A 19860-nucleotide genomic window follows, 5' to 3' on the forward strand; every position below is an offset into this window, starting at 1 on the left:
GTGCGCCGCCCGGTGCGTCGCGGGTGCGCCGGCTCACTCCCCCTGCGCTGCCGGGCGCGGCCGACGGGAGAGCAGTTCGCCGAGTCCCTCCCGGGTCACCGCCAGCAGCACCACGTCCTGCGGGCGCAGGACGTGGTCGTCCAGTACGTCGGCGAGCTGCGCCGGCGCGGGGTCCTCGTCCGGCTGCGGCGCGCCCGTCGTAGGGTCGGCGGGTTCGTCGGGCGCGGAGTTGTCCACGGCGAGCACCCGCAGCCGGCCCGGACGGAGCACCTCGCCGACCTTCCGTCCCTCCAGGGCGGCGTGGCCGCGCACCTCCACCCGGGCCACCAGCAGCACCCGCCGCTCCACCGGGATCGCTCCGAGGATCTCGCGGCCCATCATCGCCCCGGCGAAGGCCGGCGCGGCCAGGAACGACACGCTGCGGCTTCGGGTCCGCGCGGCCGGGTGCGCCGCGCGCAGCGTCCGGTAGACGGCGGTGGCGAACCCGTCGTCGAAGAGCCGCAGCGTCACCCGCAGGCGGGGGTTGACCGACCGGGCGTAGAGCGCCGCCTCCAGGTTGGTGGTGTCCTCGCTCGTCAGCGCCAGCAGGGTGCGGGCCCGGTCGGCCAACGCGGCCTCCAGCACCCCCTCCTGCGTCACGTCGCCGACGACCGTCGGCACCCGCAGCCGGCGCGCCAGCGCGACCCCGCGCGCCTCCGGATCGGCCTCGATGCACACCACCGGGATGCGCATCTCGTGCAGCCGCGCCAGCACCCGCGTCCCGATCTTGCCCAGGCCCAGCAGAACCACGTGCCCGGACAGCCCGCGCGGCGGACGCCGCAGCGCCGAGGCGCTCCGGAACGTGCCCAGCCCCTCGAACGCCGCCGCCACCAGCACCGGCAGCAACAACAGCCCCACCAAGCCGGACAGCAACTGGAGCACCTTGCGCGCCAACGGGTCGTTGAGCGCCGGTTCGTTGATCGCGAACAGGTCCAGCAGCGTGAGGTACGCCGCGTGCAACGGCGGCTCCCGGGTGATCAGGGACTCGGCGACGGCCAGCGCCAGCACCGCCCCGACGAAGCCGGCCAGCGACCAGCGCAGCCGCCGGGAGAAGAGGGAGGCCAGCGGCGCGCCCCGGCCGCGCAGCCGGCGCGGTCGCACCGTCCGCCCCGTATAGGCGACGGTCTCCAGCACGATCCGGCCGCAGCCGGTGGACTCCGCGGCGGTGACGTCGTCCGGCAGGAGCAACGGCCCGTCGTCGTCCGGCACCCCGGCGGCGCCTGCGGGCGGTTCGCCGGCTGCCCCGGCGGGCACGTCCCCGGGTGACGGCGGCAGCAGCGCCAGCGTGCACAGCCGCCGCGCCCCCGCCGGACCGGACTGCCCCGGCGCGCGCTCCACGGCCCGCAGCATCAGCCCGTCCGCCTCGATGACCTTGCTGGTGCCGGCGACCGCCGTGGCCACCAACGCCGGGGCGACGGTGTCGGCGTCGGAGAGCACCGTGGTGGAGGCGTCGGCCCGCGGCGGCTGCGCCCCGTCCGCCCCGCCGCTCGCGGCGACCGCCGCGGCCTGGTCCAGCAACTCCTCCAAGTGCTGGCCGAGTTTGCGGTTGTAGAGCCGGATGACCAGCCGCAACCGGGGATTGAGGCGGCGGGCCCGCAGCGCGGCGTGGATGTTGAGATCGTCGTCGTCGTGGACCAGCGCCAGCGCGCCCGCCTCCGCGATCCCCGCCTCGGTCAAGGCCGCGTCGTCGACCTGCGCCGCGATCAGGACCCGTAGGGCCTCCGGCGGCGACCCGCCGTCCTCGCGCGCCGCCGCGGGCAACGGCGGCGCGGGCGGGGCGCCGGGCCCGCCGCGCGCCACCGCCGCCGAGACCCGGCCGAGCAGCGCGGTGGTGGCCCGTCCCAAGCCGCGGGAGGGCGAGGGGACGCGGGGGCGGTGCGGCTCCTGCGCGGACGGCACGATCAGCGTCACCCGTTCGCCGTAGACGTCACGGAGCTCGGCGGCGAGCCGGTGGGCCAGTGCGTCGTCGCCGCACACCACCATGTGCGGCAGGAGAGAAGCCTGTTGGGGCTGATGTGGCAGTTGTGGCACACGTTGTAGCGTGCCCTACTCGGCCGCCCCCACGCAGCAGAGCGCGCGATCCCGCTCCCGCACGACATCCGCCCACAACGGTCCGGCACCCACCGCGCCCCCTACCGGGCACGCCATTACGGCTACGGTTGTACCGGACCACGGTGCGGTCGGCGCTCCCGTCTGACGCACCGGGCCGCTGTCACGGACAGCGGCTCCGTGTCGCCGGTACGTCGGAGAAGAAAGTAGTGAGCAGGGTGTTTGGGCAGGTCAGCGCGCTAGTACAGGGCACGGGGTAATCAGCATGCACATCGTCATCATGGGATGCGGCCGCGTGGGCTCCGCGCTCGCGCAGACCCTGGAGGGCCAGGGCCACTCCATCGCGGTGATCGACCAGGACCCGACCGCGTTCCGCCGCCTCGGCTCCGCCTTCGGCGGCCGCCGGGTCACCGGCGTCGGCTTCGACCAGGACACCCTCCGCGAAGCCGGCATCGAGGAGGCCGGGGCCTTCGCCGCCGTCTCCAGCGGCGACAACTCCAACATCATCGCCGCCCGTGTCGCCCGCGAGATGTTCGGCGTCGAGAACGTCGCGGCCCGGATCTACGACCCGCGCCGCGCCGAGGTCTACCAGCGCCTCGGCATCCCCACCGTCGCCACCGTCCGCTGGACCGCCGACCAGATGCTGCGCCGGCTCCTCCCCTCCGGTGCCGAACCCCTCTGGCGGGACCCCAGCGGCGGCGTCCAACTCGCCGAGGTCCACACCGCCCCCTCCTGGGTCGGCCACAAGATCAGCAAGCTGCAGGAGGAGACGGGCGTCCGCGTCGCGTTCCTCACCCGCCTGGGCGAGGCCATGTTGCCCACCTCCCAGACGGTCCTCCAGGAAGGCGACCTGGTGCACGTGATGATGCGCACCGACGAAGTCGAGAAGGTCGAGGCGGCATTCGCCCAGGGTCCCGAGGAGGCGCACGCATGAGGGTCGCCATTGCGGGCGCGGGAGCGGTCGGCCGCTCCATCGCCGGTGAACTGCTCGAAAACGGTCACGAGATCCTGCTCATCGACAAGGCGCCCACCGCCATCTCCGTCGAACGGGTCCCGCTCGCCGAATGGCTGCTCGCCGACGCCTGTGAGATCACCTCGCTCGACGAGGCCGCGCTCCAGCGCTGCAACGTCGTCATCGCCGCCACCGGCGACGACAAGGTCAACCTCGTCGTCTCCCTGCTCGCCAAGACGGAGTACGGCGTGCCGCGGGTCGTCGCCCGGGTCAACAACCCCAAGAACGAGTGGCTGTTCAACGAGGCGTGGGGCGTCGATGTCGCCGTCTCCACCCCGCGGCTGATGTCCGCCCTGGTCGAAGAGGCGGTCAGCGTCGGCGACCTGGTGCGGCTGCTGCGCTTCAGCCACGGCGACGCCAACCTCGTCGAGCTGACCCTCCCCCCGGAGGCCGCCCTGGCCGGCACCCGGGTCGGCGACGTCGACTGGCCCGAGGACACCTCGCTGGTGACGATCATCCGCGGCACCCGGGTCCTCACCCCCAACAAGGACGACGCCCTCGAAGCCGGCGACGAACTGCTCTTCGTCGCCGCCCAGTCCCGTGAGGAGCAGTTGGAAGACCTGCTGTCGGTCCGCCGCAGCGAAGGCTGACACCGCCGGCACGGCGCACGAAGGGCCCGGGAGCCATCAGCTCCCGGGCCCTTCCTTCTTGTCCTCCGTCACCGCTCGCATCGCAGGTCAGCGGCGGTGTCGCGGCCCCTCGTGCGGAGCGTCCGCGGCCGCCGCGTCCGGCGCCGCCGACTGCCCGCGCTGCCGCTCCCGCTCGGCCTCCTCCGCCTTCTCCTGCGCCTCCATCTCCGCGAAGACGTCGATCGGCGCCGGGGCCTTCACCAGGAACATCCAGGTCAGGTACAGCGCCAACAGGAACGGCGGGATCTTCAGGGCCACCAGCACCCAGCCCAGCTGCGTGGTGTCCGCCCACCAGTACAGCGGGAACAAGATCATGCACTTGGCGAGCAGGATCAGCCCCCACGCCCAGCTGGCCTTCGCGTACGCCTTCTTGCGGCCCGGATTACGCGTCCGCCACGACAGGTTCTCCTTGAACACCGGCCCCAGGATCAACCCGATCAACGGGACCCCGGCCAGCGTCGTGATGATGTACGCCAGCGCCAGCCCCAGCGTGTACAGCATCCCCGGCAGGTAGAAGTCCTTGGCGTTGCCGGTCATCATCGCGAAGACCACGCCGAAGGCGACCCCGAACACCCCGCTGAAGGCGTGCTTGACGGTGTCCTTGCGCACCAACCGCACCGCGCACAACACCAGCGACACCGCGAGCGCCGCGATGGCCGACACGTGCAGGTCCTTGTTGACCGTGAAGATCGCGACGAACAGCAGACCCGGCAGCACCGTCTCCACCATGCCGCGCACGCCGCCGAACGCCTCGAACAGCGCCGCTTCCGTCACCTCCCTGCCGTCGGCGGTGGAGCCCGTACCGGACTCCAGCGGGGCACCGGCGGCCGCCGCAACGCCCGCCGGACGGTGCGGGGAAGCGGAAGCCTCAGGGTCAGTGGTCGGTCGGTCGTACGACGTCACCGGCTACTCCTGTCCGAGCGGTCGCAGTTCGTACTTGGGATTGAAGAGCACCCGGCGCCCGTGACTCAAGGAGATCCGGCCCGAGGCGATGAGCTTACGGCCCGGCTCGATGCCGACGATGGAACGGCGACCCAGCCACACCACGTCGAGCGCCGCGGAGCCGTCGAACAGCTCCGCTTCCAGCGCGGGCACACCGGCACGCGGCCGCAGCGTGACGTGCCGCAGGGTGCCGGAGACCTTCACTATCTGACGGTCGTCGCAGTCGCATATCCGCGTACACCCGGTCGCCTGCGCGTCCTCCTGCAGCTCGGCGGACTGCAGCTCCTCCTCGGAGGACGACAGCCTGTCGAGCATCCGGCGAAACCGGCCGGCCGGCTTCTCGGGTCGGGTCCCAGCACTCATAACCCCAGCGTACCGGGGCCCGCACGGCCTCCCCCGCACCCCGTACCAGCACCCCGACGCCCGCGTTCACCCCTCGAAGCGACACCCCGCCACCGCCCCGTCCCCCCGCGCCGTCCCCCAGGACAACCCCCACGGGCAGCCGGCTCACGACCGGTCCGCGTTCACCCCTCGAACCGATATCCCATTCCCGGCTCCGTGATGAAGTGCCGCGGGTGCGACGGGTCACCCTCCAGCTTCCGCCGCAGCTGCGCCATGTAGACGCGCAGGTAGTTGGTCTCCGTCCCGTACGACGGACCCCACACCTCCTGCAGCAGCTGCTTCTGGCTGACCAACCGCCCCTGGTTGCGGACCAGCACCTCCAGCAGGTGCCACTCCGTCGGCGTCAGACGGATGTCCCGACCGCCCCGGTTGACCTTCTTCGCCGCCAGGTCGACCGTGAAGCCCTCGGTCTCCACGATCACCTCGTCGTCCGCCGGCCCGGTCGGCTCCGCCCGGCGCACGGCCGCCCGCAACCGCGCCAGCAGCTCGTCCATCCCGAACGGCTTCGTCACGTAGTCGTCGGCACCCGCGTCCAGCGCCTCCACCTTCTCGTCCGAGGTCTGCCGCGCGGACAGCACCAGGATCGGCACCCGCGACCAGCCGCGCAGCCCCTTGATGACCTCCACACCGTCCATGTCGGGCAGTCCCAGGTCCAGGACCACCACGTCGGGGTGGCGGGCCGCGGCGAGCTTCAGGGCCGTGGCCCCGTCCGGGGCCGCGTCCACCTCGTACTTGCGCGCCTTCAGGTTGATCACAAGGGCGCGAACGATCTGCGGCTCGTCATCAACCACAAGCACCCGGTTCACTGGCGTTCTCCTCGCGGTGTCGGTCGCCGACGGGAGAAGCCCGCCGACCAAGTCAAGAGTGCGGCCGGTGCCGGCCGGCCGGTGCAACGGCCCGCTCCCGGACCACGGCCCCCTCCCGGGCCACGCGGCGGGACCGCACCGTCACCGGAGCACGGCCGCGACCCGCCGCAGCCACGTCTGCCAGGGTCCCGCCTCACGTCGTCGCCTGCGCCGGCAGATCAGGACGGACCGGCGGCAGCCCCGCGGCGGCCGGCATCGTCAGCACCATCGTCATGCCGCCCCCCGGAGTGTCCTCCGCAGCCAACGTCCCGCCGACCGCCTCCGCGAAACCACGGGCCACGGCCAACCCCAGCCCCACCCCGGCGCCCCGCGGGGCATCCCCGTACCGCTGGAACGGCTCGAAGATCCGGTCCTTGGCACTGTCCGGCACCCCGGGGCCCCGGTCCGCGACCCGCAGCTCCACCCGGTCGCCGAGCGCACTGGCCGAGACCAGCACCACCTCGCCGTCCGGGCTGTACTTCACGGCGTTCTCCACCAGATTGGCCACCGACCGCTCCAGCAGCCCCGGATCCACCGCCACCATCGGCAGCTCCTCCGGGATGTCCAACGTGACGCTGCCCTCCGGGACCCCGCCCAGCGCCATCGGCACCACCTCGTCGAGGTCGATCTCCCGGATCAACGGCGTCACCGTCCCGGTCTGCAACCGGGACATGTCCAGCAGGTTCCCCACCAGATGGTCGAGCCGGTCGGCGCCCGCCTCGATGCCCTCCAGCAGCTCCGCCTCGTCCTCCTCCGACCAGGCCACGTCGTCCGACCGCAGCGACGTCACCGACGCCTTGATGCTCGCCAACGGCGTCCGCAGGTCATGGCTGACGGCCGCCAGCAACGCCGTCCGGATCCGGTTGCCCTCCGCCAGCTCCCGCGCCCGCTCGGCCTCCCCCACCAACCGCTGACGATCCAGCACCACCGCGGCCTGCGCGGCGAACGCCGCCAGCACCCGACGGTCCTCCGCGGGCAGCACCCGACCGGTCAACGCCAGCGCCATGTGGTCCCCCACGGGCATGTCGACGTCCGCGTCCTCCGGGCGCGCCAGCGGCGGCGTGTTGTCACCACCGCCCGCCCGACCGGCACACGTCCACGGATCCACGTCGCTGCGCCGCTCCAGCAACGCCACGGTGTCCATCCCGAACGTCTCCCGCACCCGCTCCAGCAGCGCGTCCAACGTGGTCTCGCCCCGCAGCACGCTCCCCGCCAGGAACGACAGGATCTCCGACTCCGCCCGCAACCGCGCCGCCTGGTGCGTCCGCCGGGCGGCCAGGTCCACCACCGACGCCACCGACACCGCCACCGCGAAGAAGATCGCGATCGCCACGATGTTCTTCGGGTCGCTGACCGTGAGCGTGTGGGTGGGCGGCGTGAAGTAGAAGTTCAACAACAGCGAGCCGACCGCCGCCGACGCCAGCGCCGGCAACTGCCCACCGAGCAGCGCCGCCAGCACCGTCAGGAACAGGAACAGCAGGACGTCGTTGGCCAGCCCAGGACCGTTCGACAGCTTGGTGAGGAACAGCGACAGCGACACCGGACCCGCCACGCCGACCATCCAGCCGGCGATGATCCGCGAACGCCCCAGCCGCGCCCCCCGCGCCACCGGCAGCCCCCGGCCCTTGGCGACCTCGTCGTGCGTCACGATGTGCACGTCGAGGTCCGGGCCCGACTCGCGGGCCACCGTCGCCCCCACACCCGGCCCGAAGACGTACTGCCAGGTCTTGCGGCGGCTCGACCCCAGCACGATCTGGGTGGCGTTCACCCCCCGCGCGAACTCCAGCAGCGCACCCGGTATGTCGTCGCCGATGACGTGGTGGAACGTCCCGCCCAGGTCCTCCACCAACGTCCGCTGGTCGGCCAGCTCCTTCGGCGACGCCGACGTCAGCCCGTCGCTGCGCGCGATGTAGACGGCGAGCACCTCACTGCCCGAGCCCTTCGCCGCCATCCGGGCGGCCCGACGGATCAACGTCCGCCCCTCCGGCCCACCGGTCAGTCCGACGACGATCCGCTCGCGCGCCTGCCACGTCGAACGGATCGAGTGCTCCGCCCGGTACTCCTGGAGGTACTCGTCCACCCGGTCGGCCACCCACAGCAGCGCCAGCTCCCGCAGCGCGGTGAGGTTGCCCGGCCGGAAGTAGTTCGACAGCGCCGCATCGACCTTGTCCGACTGGTAGATGTTGCCGTGCGCCATCCGGCGCCGGATCGCCTGCGGGGACATGTCGACCAGCTCGATCTGATCGGCCCGCCGCACGACCTCGTCCGGCACCGTCTCCCGCTGCCGCACCCCCGTTATCGACTCGACGACATCGCCGAGCGACTCCAGATGCTGGATGTTCACCGTCGAGATCACCGTGATCCCGGCTTCCAGCAACTCTTCGACGTCCTGCCACCGCTTGCCGTTGCGGGACCCCGGAACGTTGGTGTGCGCCAGCTCGTCGACCAGCGCCACCTCCGGCTTGCGCTCCAGAACCGCGTCCACGTCCATCTCGGTGAACGTCGAACCGCGGTACTCCAGCTCCCGCCGCTGCACCTGCTCCAGCCCGTGGAGCATCACTTCCGTACGGGGCCTGCCGTGGTGCTCGACGAACGCCACCACGACGTCCGTACCGCGCTCCACACGGCGATGTGCCTCGGACAGCATCGCGTACGTCTTGCCGACGCCCGGTGCCGCGCCGAGATATATCCGTAGCTTGCCGCGTGCCATGGCCCCATTGTCTTACGTGAAGGTCGCCCCCACCGGGCTTGACCTGATGCGACCCTACCGACCGTTCACCTCAAAAAACGCCCAGGTAGCGGCTTTCCGCCCGGTCTTGACGCGACTCTGATACAGGCCGCGACAGGGGGCCGATCGGGCGTCACGAACCACCCCGCGACGCCTCGCCACGGCCACCCCACGGGCGTGCCGGCACGCCTCGCGGACCCGGCCAGGACCGCCCCGCCCACACCGGCGCGCGACGCGCCATCCGACCACTTCTTGGCCGGTCCTTGACCGCGGCCCGGTCTCCGCTTGGCCGAAACAAAGCCCTCGCTCCCCACCGACGGGCCCTGCGACGATGCCTCGCATGACCCCCTCCCCCTCCCCCTCCCCCTCCCCCTCTCCCGCCGAACACCCCGCCGGCACCGCCGAGGTGCGCCTCGCCCACACCGCCGACCTGGACGCCGCCACCCTCACGGCCGCCCGGATCCTCCTCTACGACGTCTTCGACGACATGACCGCCGAAGACTGGGAACACGCCCTCGGCGGCATGCACGCCCTCGTCCACGAAGACGGCGAACTGATCGGACACGCCTCCGTCGTCCAACGCCGACTGCTGCACAACGGCCGGGCACTGCGGTGCGGCTACGTGGAGGGCGTCGGCGTCCGCGCGGACCGCCGCGGACGCGGCCACGGCGCGGCGATGATGACCGCCCTGGAACGAGTGATCCACAACGCGTACGACCTCGGCGCACTCGGCGCCGCCGACGACGCCGCCACCTTCTACGCCGCCCGTGGCTGGCAACCCTGGCGCGGCCCCTCCTCGGCCCTCACCCCCCACGGCATCCACCGCACACCCGACGAGGACGGCTCCCTCTACGTACTGGCCACCTCCGCGACCTTGGACCTCGGCGGCGAGCTGACGTGCGACTGGCGTGAGGGGGATGCTTGGTGAGGGGACTGGATCCATGGTGAGGGGCTTGGGGAGCGGGGAGGTGGGTCGAGGTGGGGCGCTGTTGCTCCCGGCTTCCTGGGGGGCTTTCCCCCGCCCCGCTCCCCTCCCGTCACCCCTCCCCCGGCTCCGCCCCCGCCTCCGTGACCACCCCGTCGTCCAGTTCCAGGACCCGGTCGGCGAGGGTGAGCAGGGCGGTGTCGTGCGTGGCCACCAGGGCTGTCACGCCCTCGCTGCGGACGACCGCGCGAAGCAGTTCCCTCACCTCCAGGCCGGTTTCGGCGTCCAGTTGCCCCGTGGGCTCCTCGGCGAGGAGCAGGGCGGGGCGGTTGGCGAGGGCGCGTGCGAGGGCGACGCGCTGCTGTTGGCCGCCGGAGAGCTCGCCGGGGCGCTGGGCGGCGTGGTCGGCGAGGCCCACGAGGGACAGCAGGAGTGCGACGCGCGCTTCGCGCTCCCGCGGTGGGACCTTCCGCAGCCTCAGTGGTACTCCGACGTTCTCGGCGGCGCTGAGTATCGGTATCAGTCCGAAGGACTGGAAGACGAAGCCGATGCGGTCGCGGCGGGTGGCGAGGAGTTCGTTCTCGGTGAGGTCGGCGAGGGGCGTGCCGTCGACGGTGATCCGCCCGGAGTCGGGGGTGTCCAGGCCGCCGATGAGGTTGAGGAGGGCGGTCTTGTCGGATCCGGAACGGCCTCGGAGGGCGACCAGTTCGCCGCGCGGGACGCTGCAGGTGACCCCGCGCAGGGCGTGTACGGCTCCTGCTCCGGTGCCGTAGCTGCGGTGCAGGTTTTCGACGCGGATCATCGTCGTCGCCGGTGCGGCGTCGGAGACGGCGGTGCCCGTGGTCGTCGTTCCGTCGTTCGGCTCGCGCTGTCCGTTCATGGTGCGTTCCCCCGGTGTGGTCGTGCGTCGAGGCCGCTCGGCCCGTCAACTTGCTGTGTGGGGGTGAGCTCTGGTTGTCCTTTCCCGAGGGGCGGTCGGTGGGCGTTGTGCGTGTGGTGCGTGTCAGGTGCGAAACAGTATGCGGAGCGGGCGTTCGGGCCGGCAATGCCTGTGGATAACTCGTGGAACGGGCCTGCCGATGGTGCGCGGTGCAGGCAGAAGGGGCAGGCAAAAGGGGCGGCCCCGGGGAGGGTCGTCCCCGGGGCCGCCGTCGTGGGTGGCGGTGGTGCACCGCTCGGGTGTCTCGGTAAGTCGTCGTCCGTCACCGGTGGGCCTGTGCGAGGTCCCGGAGCGCGACGTTGAGGTCCAGGACGTTCACCCGGGGCTCTCCCATGAAGCCCAGTTGGCGTCCCTGGATCCGGTCTTCGACGAGTCGCTGGACCTGGTCGGCGGGGAGGTGGTTCTCCTTGGCGACGCGGTTGACCTGGAGGAGCGCGTACGCGGGTGAGATGTCGGGGTCGAGGCCGGAGCCGGAGGAGGTGACGGCGTCGGCCGGTACCTGTGACTGGGGGACGCCGTAGGTGGTGGCGACCCACTGCTTGCGTTCCTCGACGGCCTTGACGAGGTCGGTGTTGGTGGCTCCCAGGTTGGAGGCGCCGGAGACCTGGAGGTCGTACTGGGTGTTGACGCCGTTGGTGCGGTTGCTGCCCAGGCCGGCCGAGGGGCGGGGCTGGAAGTAGCGGAGGTCGGGGATCGGGTTGCCCTTCTTGTCGGTGCCCTTGTCGTAGCGCTGGCCGAGGAGGGAGGAGCCGACGACCTTGCCGTGGGAGGTGACCTCGGAGCCGTTGGCCTTGCCGGGGAAGGCTGCCTGGGCCACGCCGGTGACCACCAGGGGGTAGATCACGCCGCAGACCACGGTCAGGACGAGCAGTGCGCGCAGGCCGGCCGTCAGCAACCGGGCGGTGTTGCGTACCGAGTTGTTCATGGCGGTCACCCGATTCCGGGGATGAGGGAGATGAGCAGGTCGATGATTTTGATGCCGATGAAGGGCGCGATGAGGCCGCCGAGGCCGTAGACGGCGAGGTTGCGGCGGAGCATCTTGTCGGCGCTGACGGGCCGGTACTGGACGCCCTTGAGGGCCAGCGGCACCAGGGCGACGATGATCAGCGCGTTGAAGATGATCGCGGAGAGGATCGCGGTCTGGGAGCTGTGCAACCGCATGATGTTGAGGGTGTCGAGGCCGGGGTAGGCCACGGCGAACATCGCGGGGATGATCGCGAAGTACTTCGCGACGTCGTTGGCGATGGAGAAGGTCGTCAGGGCGCCTCGGGTGATGAGGAGTTGCTTGCCGATCTCGACGATCTCGATGAGCTTCGTCGGGTTGGAGTCCAGGTCCACCATGTTCCCGGCCTCCTTGGCGGCCGAGGTGCCGGTGTTCATGGCCACGCCCACGTCGGCCTGCGCGAGGGCGGGGGCGTCGTTGGTGCCGTCGCCGGTCATGGCGACGAGTTTGCCGCCGGCCTGTTCGCGCTTGATGAGGGCCATCTTGTCTTCGGGGGTGGCTTCGGCGAGGAAGTCGTCGACGCCGGCCTCGTCGGCGATGGCCTTGGCGGTCAGCGGGTTGTCACCCGTGATCATGACCGTCTTGATGCCCATCTTGCGGAGCTCGACGAAGCGTTCGCGCATGCCGTCCTTGACGACGTCCTTGAGGTGGATGACGCCGAGGACGCGGGGGCCGCGCTCGTCCTCGAGGGCGACGAGCAGCGGGGTGCCGCCGGCCTGGGAGATGGTGTCGGCGAGTTCCCGGGCGTCGTCGGTGACGTTGCCGCCGCGTTCCTGGACCCAGGCGAGGACGGATCCGGTGGCGCCCTTGCGGATCTTGCGGCCGTCGACGTCGACGCCGGACATGCGGGTCTGCGCGGTGAACGGGATCCATTCGGCGCCCGTCAACGTGTCGGCGCTGAACTCACCCTCGCGCAGTGCGTACTTCTCCTTGGCGAGTTCGACGACGGAGCGCCCTTCGGGGGTCTCGTCGGCGAGTGAGGACAGCTGCGCGGCGTCGGCGAGTTCCTCTTCGGTGGCGTCGTGGACGGGCACGAACTCGGCTGCGCGGCGGTTGCCGTAGGTGATGGTGCCGGTCTTGTCGAGCAGCAATGTCGATACGTCGCCCGCCGCTTCGACGGCGCGTCCGGACATGGCGAGGACGTTGCGTTGGACGAGGCGGTCCATGCCGGCGATGCCGATGGCGGAGAGGAGCGCGCCGATGGTGGTGGGGATGAGGCACACCAGCAGGGCGAGCAGCACGATCATGGGCTGTTCGGCGCCGGCGTAGATGGCGAACGGCTGGAGGGTGACGACGGCGAGCAGGAAGACGATGGTGAGGGACGCGAGGAGGATGTTCAGCGCGATCTCGTTGGGCGTCTTCTGGCGTGCGGCGCCTTCGACGAGGTTGATCATCCGGTCGATGAAGGTCTCGCCGGGCTTCGTGGTGACCTTGATGACGATGCGGTCGGAGAGGACCTTGGTGCCGCCGGTCACGGCGCAGCGGTCGCCGCCGGATTCCCGGATGACGGGGGCGGATTCACCGGTGATCGCGGATTCGTCGACCGAGGCGACGCCTTCGACGACGTCGCCGTCGCCGGGGATGACGTCGCCGGCCTCGCAGACGACGAGGTCGCCGACGCGGAGTTCGGTGCCGGGCACCTGTTCCTCGTCGGTGCCGTTGAGGCGGCGGGCGACGGTGTCGGTCTTGGCCTTGCGGAGGGTGTCGGCCTGTGCCTTGCCGCGGCCTTCGGCGACGGCTTCGGCGAGGTTGGCGAAGATGACGGTGAGCCAGAGCCAGACGGCGATGGCCCAGCCGAACCAGTCGGTGGGTGCCGCGCAGGCGAATATCGTGGTGAGGACGGAGCCGACCTCGACGACGAACATGACGGGGGATTTGATCATCACCCGCGGGTCGAGCTTGCGCAGGGCGTCGGGCAGCGACGTGAGCAGTTGCCTGGGGTCGAAGAGGCCGCCGCCCACGCGGCCGCCGCCGGGCTGCTGGCCGCCGTCGGCGTCCTGTTCTGGAGCGCGGGTCGGTGTGGCGGTGGACATGGAGCCGTGCTCCTCCGGTTTCACGGGGGCGGTCATGACAGGCCCTCCGCCAGCGGCCCGAGGGCGAGCGCCGGGAAGTAGGTCAGACCGGTGATGATCAGGATGGTGCCGACGAGCAGCCCCGCGAAGAGCGGCTTTTCGGTGCGGAGGGTGCCCGCGGTCTCGGGGACGGGCTGCTGTTCGGCGAGCGAGCCGGCGAGGGCGAGCACGAACACCATGGGGAGGAAGCGGCCGAGCAGCATGGCGAGGCCGATCGTGGTGTTGTACCAGGGGGTGTTGGCGTTGAGTCCGGCGAAGGCGGAGCCGTTGTTGTTGGCGCCGGAGGTGTAGGCGTAGAGGACTTCGGAGAAGCCGTGCGGTCCGGCGCCGAGTGCCTTGGTGTTGAGCATGGAGCCCAGGGCGTCGGGGAGCACCATGGCGGCGGCGGTGAAGCCGAGTACCAGGGTGGGCGTGATGAGGATGTAGCAGGCGGCGAGTTTGATCTGGCGGGTGCCGATCTTCTTGCCGAGGTATTCGGGGGTGCGGCCGACCATGAGGCCGGCGATGAAGACGGAGATGACGGCCATGACGAGCATGCCGTAGAGGCCGGATCCGACGCCGCCGGGGGCGATTTCGCCGAGCATCATGCCGAGGAGTTGGAGGCCGCCGCCGAATGCGGTGTAGGAGGCGTGGAAGGAGTCCACGGCTCCGGTCGAGGTGAGGGTGGTGGCGACGGAGAAGATGGCGGATCCGCCGATGCCGAACCGGTCTTCCTTGCCTTCCATGGCGGCGCCGGCGGCTTGGAGCGCGGGGCCGCCGTGGGCGAATTCGGTCCACAGCATGAGTGCGGTGAAGCCGAGCCAGATGATGCCCATGGTGGCGAGGATCGCGTAGCCCTGCTTCACGTTCCCGACGAGCTTGCCGAAGGTGCGGGTGAGTGAGAAGGGGATGACGAGGATCAGGAAGATCTCGAAGAGGTTGGTGAAGGCGGTGGGGTTCTCGAAGGGGTGGGCGGAGTTGGCGTTGAAGTAGCCGCCGCCGTTGGTGCCGAGTTCCTTGATGACTTCCTGGGAGGCGACGGCGCCGCCGTTGGTCTGTTGTGCGCCGCCCATGAACTGGCCGACTTCGTGGATGCCGGCGAAGTTCTGGATGACGCCGCAGGCGACGAGGATGACCGCGCCGACGATGGCGAGGGGGATCAGGACGCGGATGGTGCCGCGTACGAGGTCGGCCCAGAAGTTGCCGAGTTCGCCGGTGCGGGAGCGGGCGAAGCCGCGGACGAGGGCGACGGCGACGGCCATGCCGGTGGCGGCGGAGACGAAGTTCTGTACCGCGAGGCCGGCGGTCTGGACGACGTGGCCCATGGCCTGTTCGCCGCTGTACGACTGCCAGTTGGTGTTGGCGACGAACGAGGCGGCGGTGTTGAAGGCCTGGTCGGGGCTGATGGAGGCGAATCCGAGGGAGAGCGGTAGGTGTCCCTGGAGGCGCTGGAGGAGGTAGAGGAAGAGCATCCCGGCGAGGGAGAAGGCCAGGACGCCGCGGAGGTAGGCGGGCCAGCGCATCTGGGTGTCTGCGTTGGCGCCTATGCAGCGGTAGATGACCTTCTCCACGCGCAGGTGGCGCGGGGAGCTGTAGACGGCGGCCATGTAGTCGCCGAGGGGGCGGTAGACCAGGGCGAGCGCCGCGATGAGCGCTGTGAGCTGGAGGACGCCCGCGAGAGCGGGGCTCATGTGGCCCGCTGCGGTGGCAGCTGTCGACACCTCAGAACCTCTCCGGGAAGACGAGGGCGAGGACCAGGTAGCCGAGGAGGGCGACGGCCACGATGAGGCCGACGATGTTCTCGATGGTCACAGCTTCGTCACCCCCTTGGCGACGAGAGCCACCGCGGCGAAGACCGCGAGGGTGACGACGACGAAGGCCACGTCGGCCATCGTTGCTCCTAGATGGGCAGACGGAATGGGACCCCTAGAGCAAACCGTCGTTCTTCCGTCGCTTGAACGCTGTTGACGCCTCCCTTACGGCCATTAGCGTTCCGTTGACGGTTTTCTTACGCTTCCCGACCTGACCTGCATAAACGACGAGGGGCCGTACCCCCTGTCCGGGAGTACGGCCCCTCGTGACCGTCACGTTTGAGCCGCCGCAACGGCGTTTCTGCACCGTGCGGCCTTGCGCGGTGGGTCAGCGGATCTCGGTGATCTCCGGTCCGCGCTCCAGCCGCTCCACGCCGCCGCCGAAGCGCGACCCGCCGGCCTGGTCCTGCTGCACGCCGTCGGGCACCATCTGGGCGTCGTCGGGCAGCTTGAGGACGATCGGGTCGCGGGGCGCCATCGGGCCCTCGCCGCGGACGATGACGGTGTCCCGGAAGATGTGCTCCAGCACGCCCGCGGCCTGCGGCTGCACGGCGCCCTGCCCGGAGATCACCCCGCGCAGGAACCAGCGCGGGCCGTCGATGCCGACGAAGCGCACGACCTGGACGCCGTTGGCGCCGTCCGGGAGCTGTACGGGGACCTGGGCGCGCAGTTCCCAGCCCAGCGGGCCGTCGACCTCGTCGATGACGCCGCCCTGCTGGGTGATGCCCGCGGCGATCTCCTCGCGGACCTCGCCCCAGATGCCCTCGTTCTTGGGGGCGGCGAACGCCTGGAGCTGCACGGCGCTGTCCTGGAGGACGACCGTCGCGGCGACGATCGCGTCACCGGCGACCTCGACGCGCAGTTCCATGCCCTCGACACCGGGTACGTAGAGGCCGCCGAGGTCCACCCGGCCCTGGCCGGGCTCCTTGACTTCCGACACGTCCCAGGGACCGTCGGGGCGCGGCGCGGGCGGGAGATTGAGCCGCTGCTGCGTCGCGTCGTCCTCGCCGGTCTCCGCCTCGTCGGCGAGCGCCGCGTCCTCGGCCGGCTCTACAGGAGCCTCGTTCTTCTTGCGACGTCCGAACACGTCACTGTCCTTCCCGGTCGCGACCGACCGATGCGTATTCATTCCCGCCCGTGGAGCCGTCCACCGCCGCGTGACCGCCGGTGGATCCGAATCCCCCCTCGGCCCGCGCCGAGCCGGGAAGTTCCGCCACCTCGTGGAAGCGCACCTTCTCGACCTGCTGGACGACCAATTGGGCGATCCGGTCGTACTTCTCGAACCGCACGCTCTCGCGCGGGTCCAGATTGACCACGATCACCTTGATCTCTCCACGGTACCCGGCATCGACCGTCCCGGGGGCATTCACCAGCGCCAGTCCGCAACGGGCCGCCAGCCCGGAGCGGGGGTGCACGAACGCCGCGTAGCCGTCGGGGAGGGCGATCGACACTCCCGTGGCCAGGACGGTGCGCTCGCCGGGTGCCAGTTCGGCGGCCTCGGTGGTCACCAGGTCGACGCCGGCGTCGCCCGGGTGCGCGTAGGACGGGACGGGGACGTCGGGGTCGAGCCGGCGCAGCAGCACGTCGACCGGATTCCGCAGCTGACTCACGGGTTCACCTCGAAGGCACGCACGCGCTTGACCTGGTCCGGGTCGGCCAGCACCGACTCGATCTCCGCGGTCCTTCCGTTGTCGATGAAGTGGTCGACCTTGACCTCGATGAACACGGCGCGGGCGCGGACCGCCTCCGGGCCGTCGGGCCCGCCTATCCGGCCGACCGCGGTCGAGTAGATCTTCCGGCCGTGCACGGCGGTGACCTGCGCTTCCAGGTGCAGCACCGTGCCCAGCGGCACCGGCGTGACGAAGTCGGTCTCCAGCCGTCCGGTCACCGCGATCACCCGCAGCAGCCAGTTCAGCGAGCCGAGCGTCTCGTCGAGCGCGGTGGCCAGCACTCCGCCGTGCGCCAGACCGGGGGCGCCCTGGTGGGCCTCCTTGACGGTGAACTCGGCGGTGACGCGCACGCCGTCGCCGGCCCGGGCCTCCAGGTGCAGCCCGTGGGGCTGGCCCGTGCCGCAGCCGAAGCACCGTTCGTAGTGCGCGCCGAGCAGTTCTCCGGGGGCCGGCGCGTCCGGGTGCCGGACCGGGGCCGTGGCGTCCGCGGGTGGCGTCAGCCGCGTCCTGGGTTGGTCAGTTCCACTCACGAGTGCAGACCCTACCCGCGCGGATAAGGGCCGAGTGCCGCCGTGCCAAGCTGGGGGCATGCAGTCGTACGAAGAACGTCTCACCGCGCCCCGCTCCTGGTGGGTGATCGCCGCGCTCATCGGCATCGCCTGTGCCCTGATGCTGCTCCCCCTGGGGACGCTCCCGATGCTCGGCGGGCTGATCGGCGGCGGGGCGCTGTCCGCGGTGGCGGTGAGCTCGTACGGCTCGGTGCGGATCCGGGTGGTGGGCGGTGCGCTGATCGCCGGGGAGGCGAAGATCCCGGTGTCGGCGCTGGGTGAGGCGCAGGCACTGGACGCGGCGGAGGCGATGGCCTGGCGGACGCACAAGGCCGATGCGCGCGCGTTCATGCTGCTGCGGAGCTACGTGCCGACGGCGGTGCGGGTGGAGATCAGCGACCCCGAGGACCCGACGCCGTACGCCTACTTGTCGACGCGCGAGCCGGAGCGGCTGCTGGCGGCCTTGTCGTCGGCGGCGTCGGCGGCGTCGTCGGCGCGCGGCTGATCGCTCGGGGCGCCGGGAAGGGTGTCCCAGGGGATCTGGCGGCGCCGGAGGTCCACGCGGATCTTGTCGGCGAGTTTCCTGGTGTCGCGGCGGTTGAGGAACGCGCCGACCGCGGCGCCGATCAGGAACGGCGTGAGGTTGGGCAGGTTGCGCAGCGTGCGCTTCATGATCTGCTGGCGTAGTTCGCGCCGCATCGGACCGCCGAGCGCGACGTTCAGCGAGGCGGGTTTGGCGATGTCGATGCCGCGTTCCTGGGTCCAGGACGTCAGGTAGGCGGTGGCGCGCTGGGTGCGGTTCCCGGGGGGCCGCAGGCCGTAGACCTCGTGGAGTTCGGCGATCAGTTTGATCTCCACCGAGGCGACGCCCGCCACCTCGGCCGCGAGTTCGGCGGGCATGGCCGGCGGGGCGGGCAGCATGGCGGCCGCCCCGACGCCGGCGCCCACCGTGGCGGTCCCCGTGCAGGCACCCGCCACCAGCTTGTCGGCGAGCTCCTCGGCGGTCAGTCCGGGGAAGTGCGCTCGCAGGGTGGCGAGGTCGCGCACCGGGATCCTGGGGGCGGTGGCGATGATCCGGTCGGCGATCGCGCCGAGCGCGGACCGTACGCCGTCGCGGCCCTTCCTGGCGCCGCGGACGGCCGCGTCCGCGAGCGCGGCCGGGCGGCCACGCCGCTGGGGTGCACCGGTCGACCGTTCCTCGGGGAGGGCGGTCGGGTCGGCGGGCACGGGCGCGGTTTCCTCGCGTGATCGTGCGCCTGCCGCCGGACCGTGGCCGCCCTTGCGGCCCTTACGGAACGGGTTCACGCCTGGCACGGCGTAACCGGTCAGGCCGCGCAGTCGCGGCAGATCGGGTTGCCGTTCTTGTCCTCGGCAGCCAGCTGGCTGCGGTGGTGGACCAGGAAGCAACTCATGCAGGTGAACTCGTCCTGCTGCTTGGGCAGGACGCGGACCGCGAGTTCCTCGTTGGACAGGTCGGCGCCGGGGAGTTCCAGGCCCTCGGCCTGCTCGAACTCGTCGACGTCGACGGCCGAGGCGGACTTGTCGTTCCGCCGCGACTTCAGTTCCTCGATGCTGTCCTCGTTGAGGTCGTCATCGGTCTTGCGTGGAGTGTCGTAATCCGTAGCCATTTGTCGCTCTCCCCCTCTGGGTGTCTGCGGTGTCTCAGCGCTCGTAACGCGTGAGAGGCCGGACTTGTGCCCGACCTGAGGCGGAGATTTTGCCTCACATCAAGGTCTGTTACTCAATCGACACCCAACCGCACCCCTGAAGAGGTGATCGGTTTGGATGGCGATCAGGACCGTACACGGTCCGAATGTCGCACCTCGCGCAGCCCATCACGTGTACTTCCCGTGATCAGGGCCTTGGGAAACCCGGATTTTCCCGGCTTTCCACCAGGCATTTCGATCACGGAGGGTAGATGGCCGGAAAGGGGCCCCTGTGAGGGATCACACACGATCAAGGCGGCGGGCGGACCCGCCGAATTCAGCGCAAAGCGAACTCGGCGAAGGATCCCCGGAGACCCCCCGTCCCGTCAAACCGAAAGGCCGGACGGGAACGGCCGGGATCGAGGCGTACGGCCGCCGTGCGGGCGACCGTACGCGTCGGTAGCCCGGAACCCTCCGGCCACCCCTGCGACGCCTCCAGCAGCCGCACAGGGGCCGCGACGGGGGTGTCAGAGGGGGAGCACGACGCGCATGTCCAGGCCGCCGCCCTCGCGGGGTTCGGCGGTGATGGTGCCGTCGTGGGCGCGGACCACGGAGCGGAC

At 71.1% G+C, this 19860-nt stretch carries 19 protein-coding genes; 4 read left to right on the plus strand and 15 right to left on the minus strand.

The window, feature by feature from the left end:
* Positions 1-33: 33 nt before the first annotated feature.
* Entirely contained in the window at positions 34-2022 is a 1989-nt protein-coding gene (locus tag ACJ6WD_RS36280; RefSeq protein ID WP_407617365.1) for an NAD-binding protein, read from the minus strand.
* A gap of 331 nt (positions 2023-2353) precedes the next feature.
* Between ACJ6WD_RS36280 and ACJ6WD_RS36285 the strand changes: the two genes are divergently transcribed.
* Together ACJ6WD_RS36285 and ACJ6WD_RS36290 are read left to right on the plus strand one after the other, a co-directional pair.
* Positions 2354-3022, plus strand: a complete 669-nt coding sequence (locus tag ACJ6WD_RS36285) for a TrkA family potassium uptake protein (protein WP_016574662.1) — start codon at positions 2354-2356, stop codon at positions 3020-3022.
* The gene (locus tag ACJ6WD_RS36290; RefSeq protein ID WP_016574661.1) at positions 3019-3690 is read left to right on the plus strand and encodes a TrkA family potassium uptake protein; all 672 of its coding nucleotides are present in this window, start codon (positions 3019-3021) and stop codon (positions 3688-3690) included. The genes ACJ6WD_RS36285 and ACJ6WD_RS36290 overlap by 4 nt, the downstream gene beginning before the upstream one ends.
* A gap of 87 nt (positions 3691-3777) precedes the next feature.
* On the opposite strand, the gene ACJ6WD_RS36295 is transcribed toward ACJ6WD_RS36290, so the two are convergent.
* The 4 genes from ACJ6WD_RS36295 to ACJ6WD_RS36310 form a co-directional block, all read right to left on the minus strand.
* Positions 3778-4632 (minus strand): DUF3159 domain-containing protein, encoded by an 855-nt coding sequence (locus tag ACJ6WD_RS36295; protein WP_016574660.1) that lies wholly within the window; start codon positions 4630-4632, stop codon positions 3778-3780.
* Between the two features lie 3 nt (positions 4633-4635).
* Positions 4636-5034, minus strand: a complete 399-nt coding sequence (locus ACJ6WD_RS36300) for an OB-fold nucleic acid binding domain-containing protein (RefSeq protein ID WP_052286700.1) — start codon at positions 5032-5034, stop codon at positions 4636-4638.
* Positions 5035-5195: 161 nt separating this feature from the next.
* Positions 5196-5879, minus strand: coding sequence for a response regulator (locus tag ACJ6WD_RS36305; protein ID WP_016570936.1), 684 nt, complete (start codon positions 5877-5879; stop codon positions 5196-5198).
* A 193-nt stretch (positions 5880-6072) separates the two neighbouring features.
* Complete coding sequence (locus ACJ6WD_RS36310) at positions 6073-8628, minus strand: ATP-binding protein (protein ID WP_376557737.1); 2556 nt, start codon at positions 8626-8628, stop codon at positions 6073-6075.
* Between the two features lie 358 nt (positions 8629-8986).
* Between ACJ6WD_RS36310 and ACJ6WD_RS36315 the strand changes: the two genes are divergently transcribed.
* Complete coding sequence (locus ACJ6WD_RS36315; protein WP_376557739.1) at positions 8987-9574, plus strand: GNAT family N-acetyltransferase; 588 nt, start codon at positions 8987-8989, stop codon at positions 9572-9574.
* A 109-nt stretch (positions 9575-9683) separates the two neighbouring features.
* On the opposite strand, the gene ACJ6WD_RS36320 is transcribed toward ACJ6WD_RS36315, so the two are convergent.
* The 8 genes from ACJ6WD_RS36320 to ACJ6WD_RS36355 all read right to left on the minus strand — a co-directional run bounded on the left by ACJ6WD_RS36320 (position 9684) and on the right by ACJ6WD_RS36355 (position 17576).
* Positions 9684-10373 carry an ABC transporter ATP-binding protein gene (locus tag ACJ6WD_RS36320; RefSeq protein WP_407617366.1) on the minus strand — a complete coding sequence of 230 codons (690 nt, stop codon included), beginning with the start codon at positions 10371-10373 and terminating at the stop codon, positions 9684-9686.
* Positions 10374-10773: 400 nt separating this feature from the next.
* Positions 10774-11436: a potassium-transporting ATPase subunit KdpC gene (gene kdpC / locus ACJ6WD_RS36325; protein ID WP_233661941.1), complete on the minus strand. Its 663-nt coding sequence runs from the start codon at positions 11434-11436 to the stop codon at positions 10774-10776.
* 5 nt (positions 11437-11441) lie between these two features.
* Positions 11442-13547 carry a potassium-transporting ATPase subunit KdpB gene (gene kdpB, locus ACJ6WD_RS36330; protein ID WP_233661947.1) on the minus strand — a complete coding sequence of 702 codons (2106 nt, stop codon included), beginning with the start codon at positions 13545-13547 and terminating at the stop codon, positions 11442-11444.
* Between the two features lie 32 nt (positions 13548-13579).
* Positions 13580-15256: a potassium-transporting ATPase subunit KdpA gene (kdpA, locus tag ACJ6WD_RS36335; protein ID WP_233661946.1), complete on the minus strand. Its 1677-nt coding sequence runs from the start codon at positions 15254-15256 to the stop codon at positions 13580-13582.
* 31 nt (positions 15257-15287) lie between these two features.
* The gene (gene kdpF / locus ACJ6WD_RS36340) at positions 15288-15377 is read right to left on the minus strand and encodes a K(+)-transporting ATPase subunit F (RefSeq protein WP_016575741.1); all 90 of its coding nucleotides are present in this window, start codon (positions 15375-15377) and stop codon (positions 15288-15290) included.
* Between the two features lie 327 nt (positions 15378-15704).
* Positions 15705-16463, minus strand: a complete 759-nt coding sequence (locus ACJ6WD_RS36345) for a DUF3710 domain-containing protein (RefSeq protein ID WP_016575742.1) — start codon at positions 16461-16463, stop codon at positions 15705-15707.
* Between the two features lies 1 nt (position 16464).
* The gene (gene dut, locus ACJ6WD_RS36350; RefSeq protein ID WP_174505053.1) at positions 16465-16977 is read right to left on the minus strand and encodes a dUTP diphosphatase; all 513 of its coding nucleotides are present in this window, start codon (positions 16975-16977) and stop codon (positions 16465-16467) included.
* Positions 16978-16982: 5 nt separating this feature from the next.
* Entirely contained in the window at positions 16983-17576 is a 594-nt protein-coding gene (locus tag ACJ6WD_RS36355) for a PaaI family thioesterase (protein ID WP_016575744.1), read from the minus strand.
* 58 nt (positions 17577-17634) lie between these two features.
* Between ACJ6WD_RS36355 and ACJ6WD_RS36360 the strand changes: the two genes are divergently transcribed.
* Entirely contained in the window at positions 17635-18099 is a 465-nt protein-coding gene (locus ACJ6WD_RS36360; protein ID WP_233661940.1) for a DUF3093 domain-containing protein, read from the plus strand.
* Here ACJ6WD_RS36360 and ACJ6WD_RS36365 read toward each other — a convergent pair.
* A complete protein-coding gene (locus ACJ6WD_RS36365; RefSeq protein ID WP_308401830.1) occupies positions 18018-18821 on the minus strand; it encodes a hypothetical protein in 804 nt (267 codons plus the stop codon). The genes ACJ6WD_RS36360 and ACJ6WD_RS36365 overlap by 82 nt on opposite strands.
* Before the next feature lie 98 nt (positions 18822-18919).
* The gene (locus ACJ6WD_RS36370; RefSeq protein WP_016575747.1) at positions 18920-19222 is read right to left on the minus strand and encodes a DUF4193 domain-containing protein; all 303 of its coding nucleotides are present in this window, start codon (positions 19220-19222) and stop codon (positions 18920-18922) included.
* Positions 19223-19860 lie beyond the last annotated feature (638 nt).

Origin of the sequence: Streptomyces sp. VTCC 41912 (assembly GCF_045799175.1) — a bacterium.
Taxonomy (GTDB): domain Bacteria; phylum Actinomycetota; class Actinomycetes; order Streptomycetales; family Streptomycetaceae; genus Streptomyces; species Streptomyces albulus_C.

Excerpts from the sequence above, each read along its gene's own strand:
- ACJ6WD_RS36360 (WP_233661940.1), top strand. The coding sequence starts at position 17,635 with ATGCAGTCGTACGAAGAACGTCTCACCGCGCCCCGCTCCTGGTGGGTG.
- ACJ6WD_RS36280 (WP_407617365.1), bottom strand. The coding sequence starts at position 2,022 with ATGGTGGTGTGCGGCGACGACGCACTGGCCCACCGGCTCGCCGCCGAG.
- ACJ6WD_RS36315 (WP_376557739.1), top strand. The coding sequence starts at position 8,987 with ATGACCCCCTCCCCCTCCCCCTCCCCCTCCCCCTCTCCCGCCGAACAC.
- ACJ6WD_RS36300 (WP_052286700.1), bottom strand. The coding sequence starts at position 5,034 with ATGAGTGCTGGGACCCGACCCGAGAAGCCGGCCGGCCGGTTTCGCCGG.
- kdpB (WP_233661947.1), bottom strand. The coding sequence starts at position 13,547 with ATGTCCACCGCCACACCGACCCGCGCTCCAGAACAGGACGCCGACGGC.
- kdpA (WP_233661946.1), bottom strand. The coding sequence starts at position 15,256 with ATGAGCCCCGCTCTCGCGGGCGTCCTCCAGCTCACAGCGCTCATCGCG.
- ACJ6WD_RS36310 (WP_376557737.1), bottom strand. The coding sequence starts at position 8,628 with ATGGCACGCGGCAAGCTACGGATATATCTCGGCGCGGCACCGGGCGTC.
- ACJ6WD_RS36285 (WP_016574662.1), top strand. The coding sequence starts at position 2,354 with ATGCACATCGTCATCATGGGATGCGGCCGCGTGGGCTCCGCGCTCGCG.
- kdpC (WP_233661941.1), bottom strand. The coding sequence starts at position 11,436 with ATGAACAACTCGGTACGCAACACCGCCCGGTTGCTGACGGCCGGCCTG.
- ACJ6WD_RS36290 (WP_016574661.1), top strand. The coding sequence starts at position 3,019 with ATGAGGGTCGCCATTGCGGGCGCGGGAGCGGTCGGCCGCTCCATCGCC.
- ACJ6WD_RS36320 (WP_407617366.1), bottom strand. The coding sequence starts at position 10,373 with ATGATCCGCGTCGAAAACCTGCACCGCAGCTACGGCACCGGAGCAGGA.
- ACJ6WD_RS36370 (WP_016575747.1), bottom strand. The coding sequence starts at position 19,222 with ATGGCTACGGATTACGACACTCCACGCAAGACCGATGACGACCTCAAC.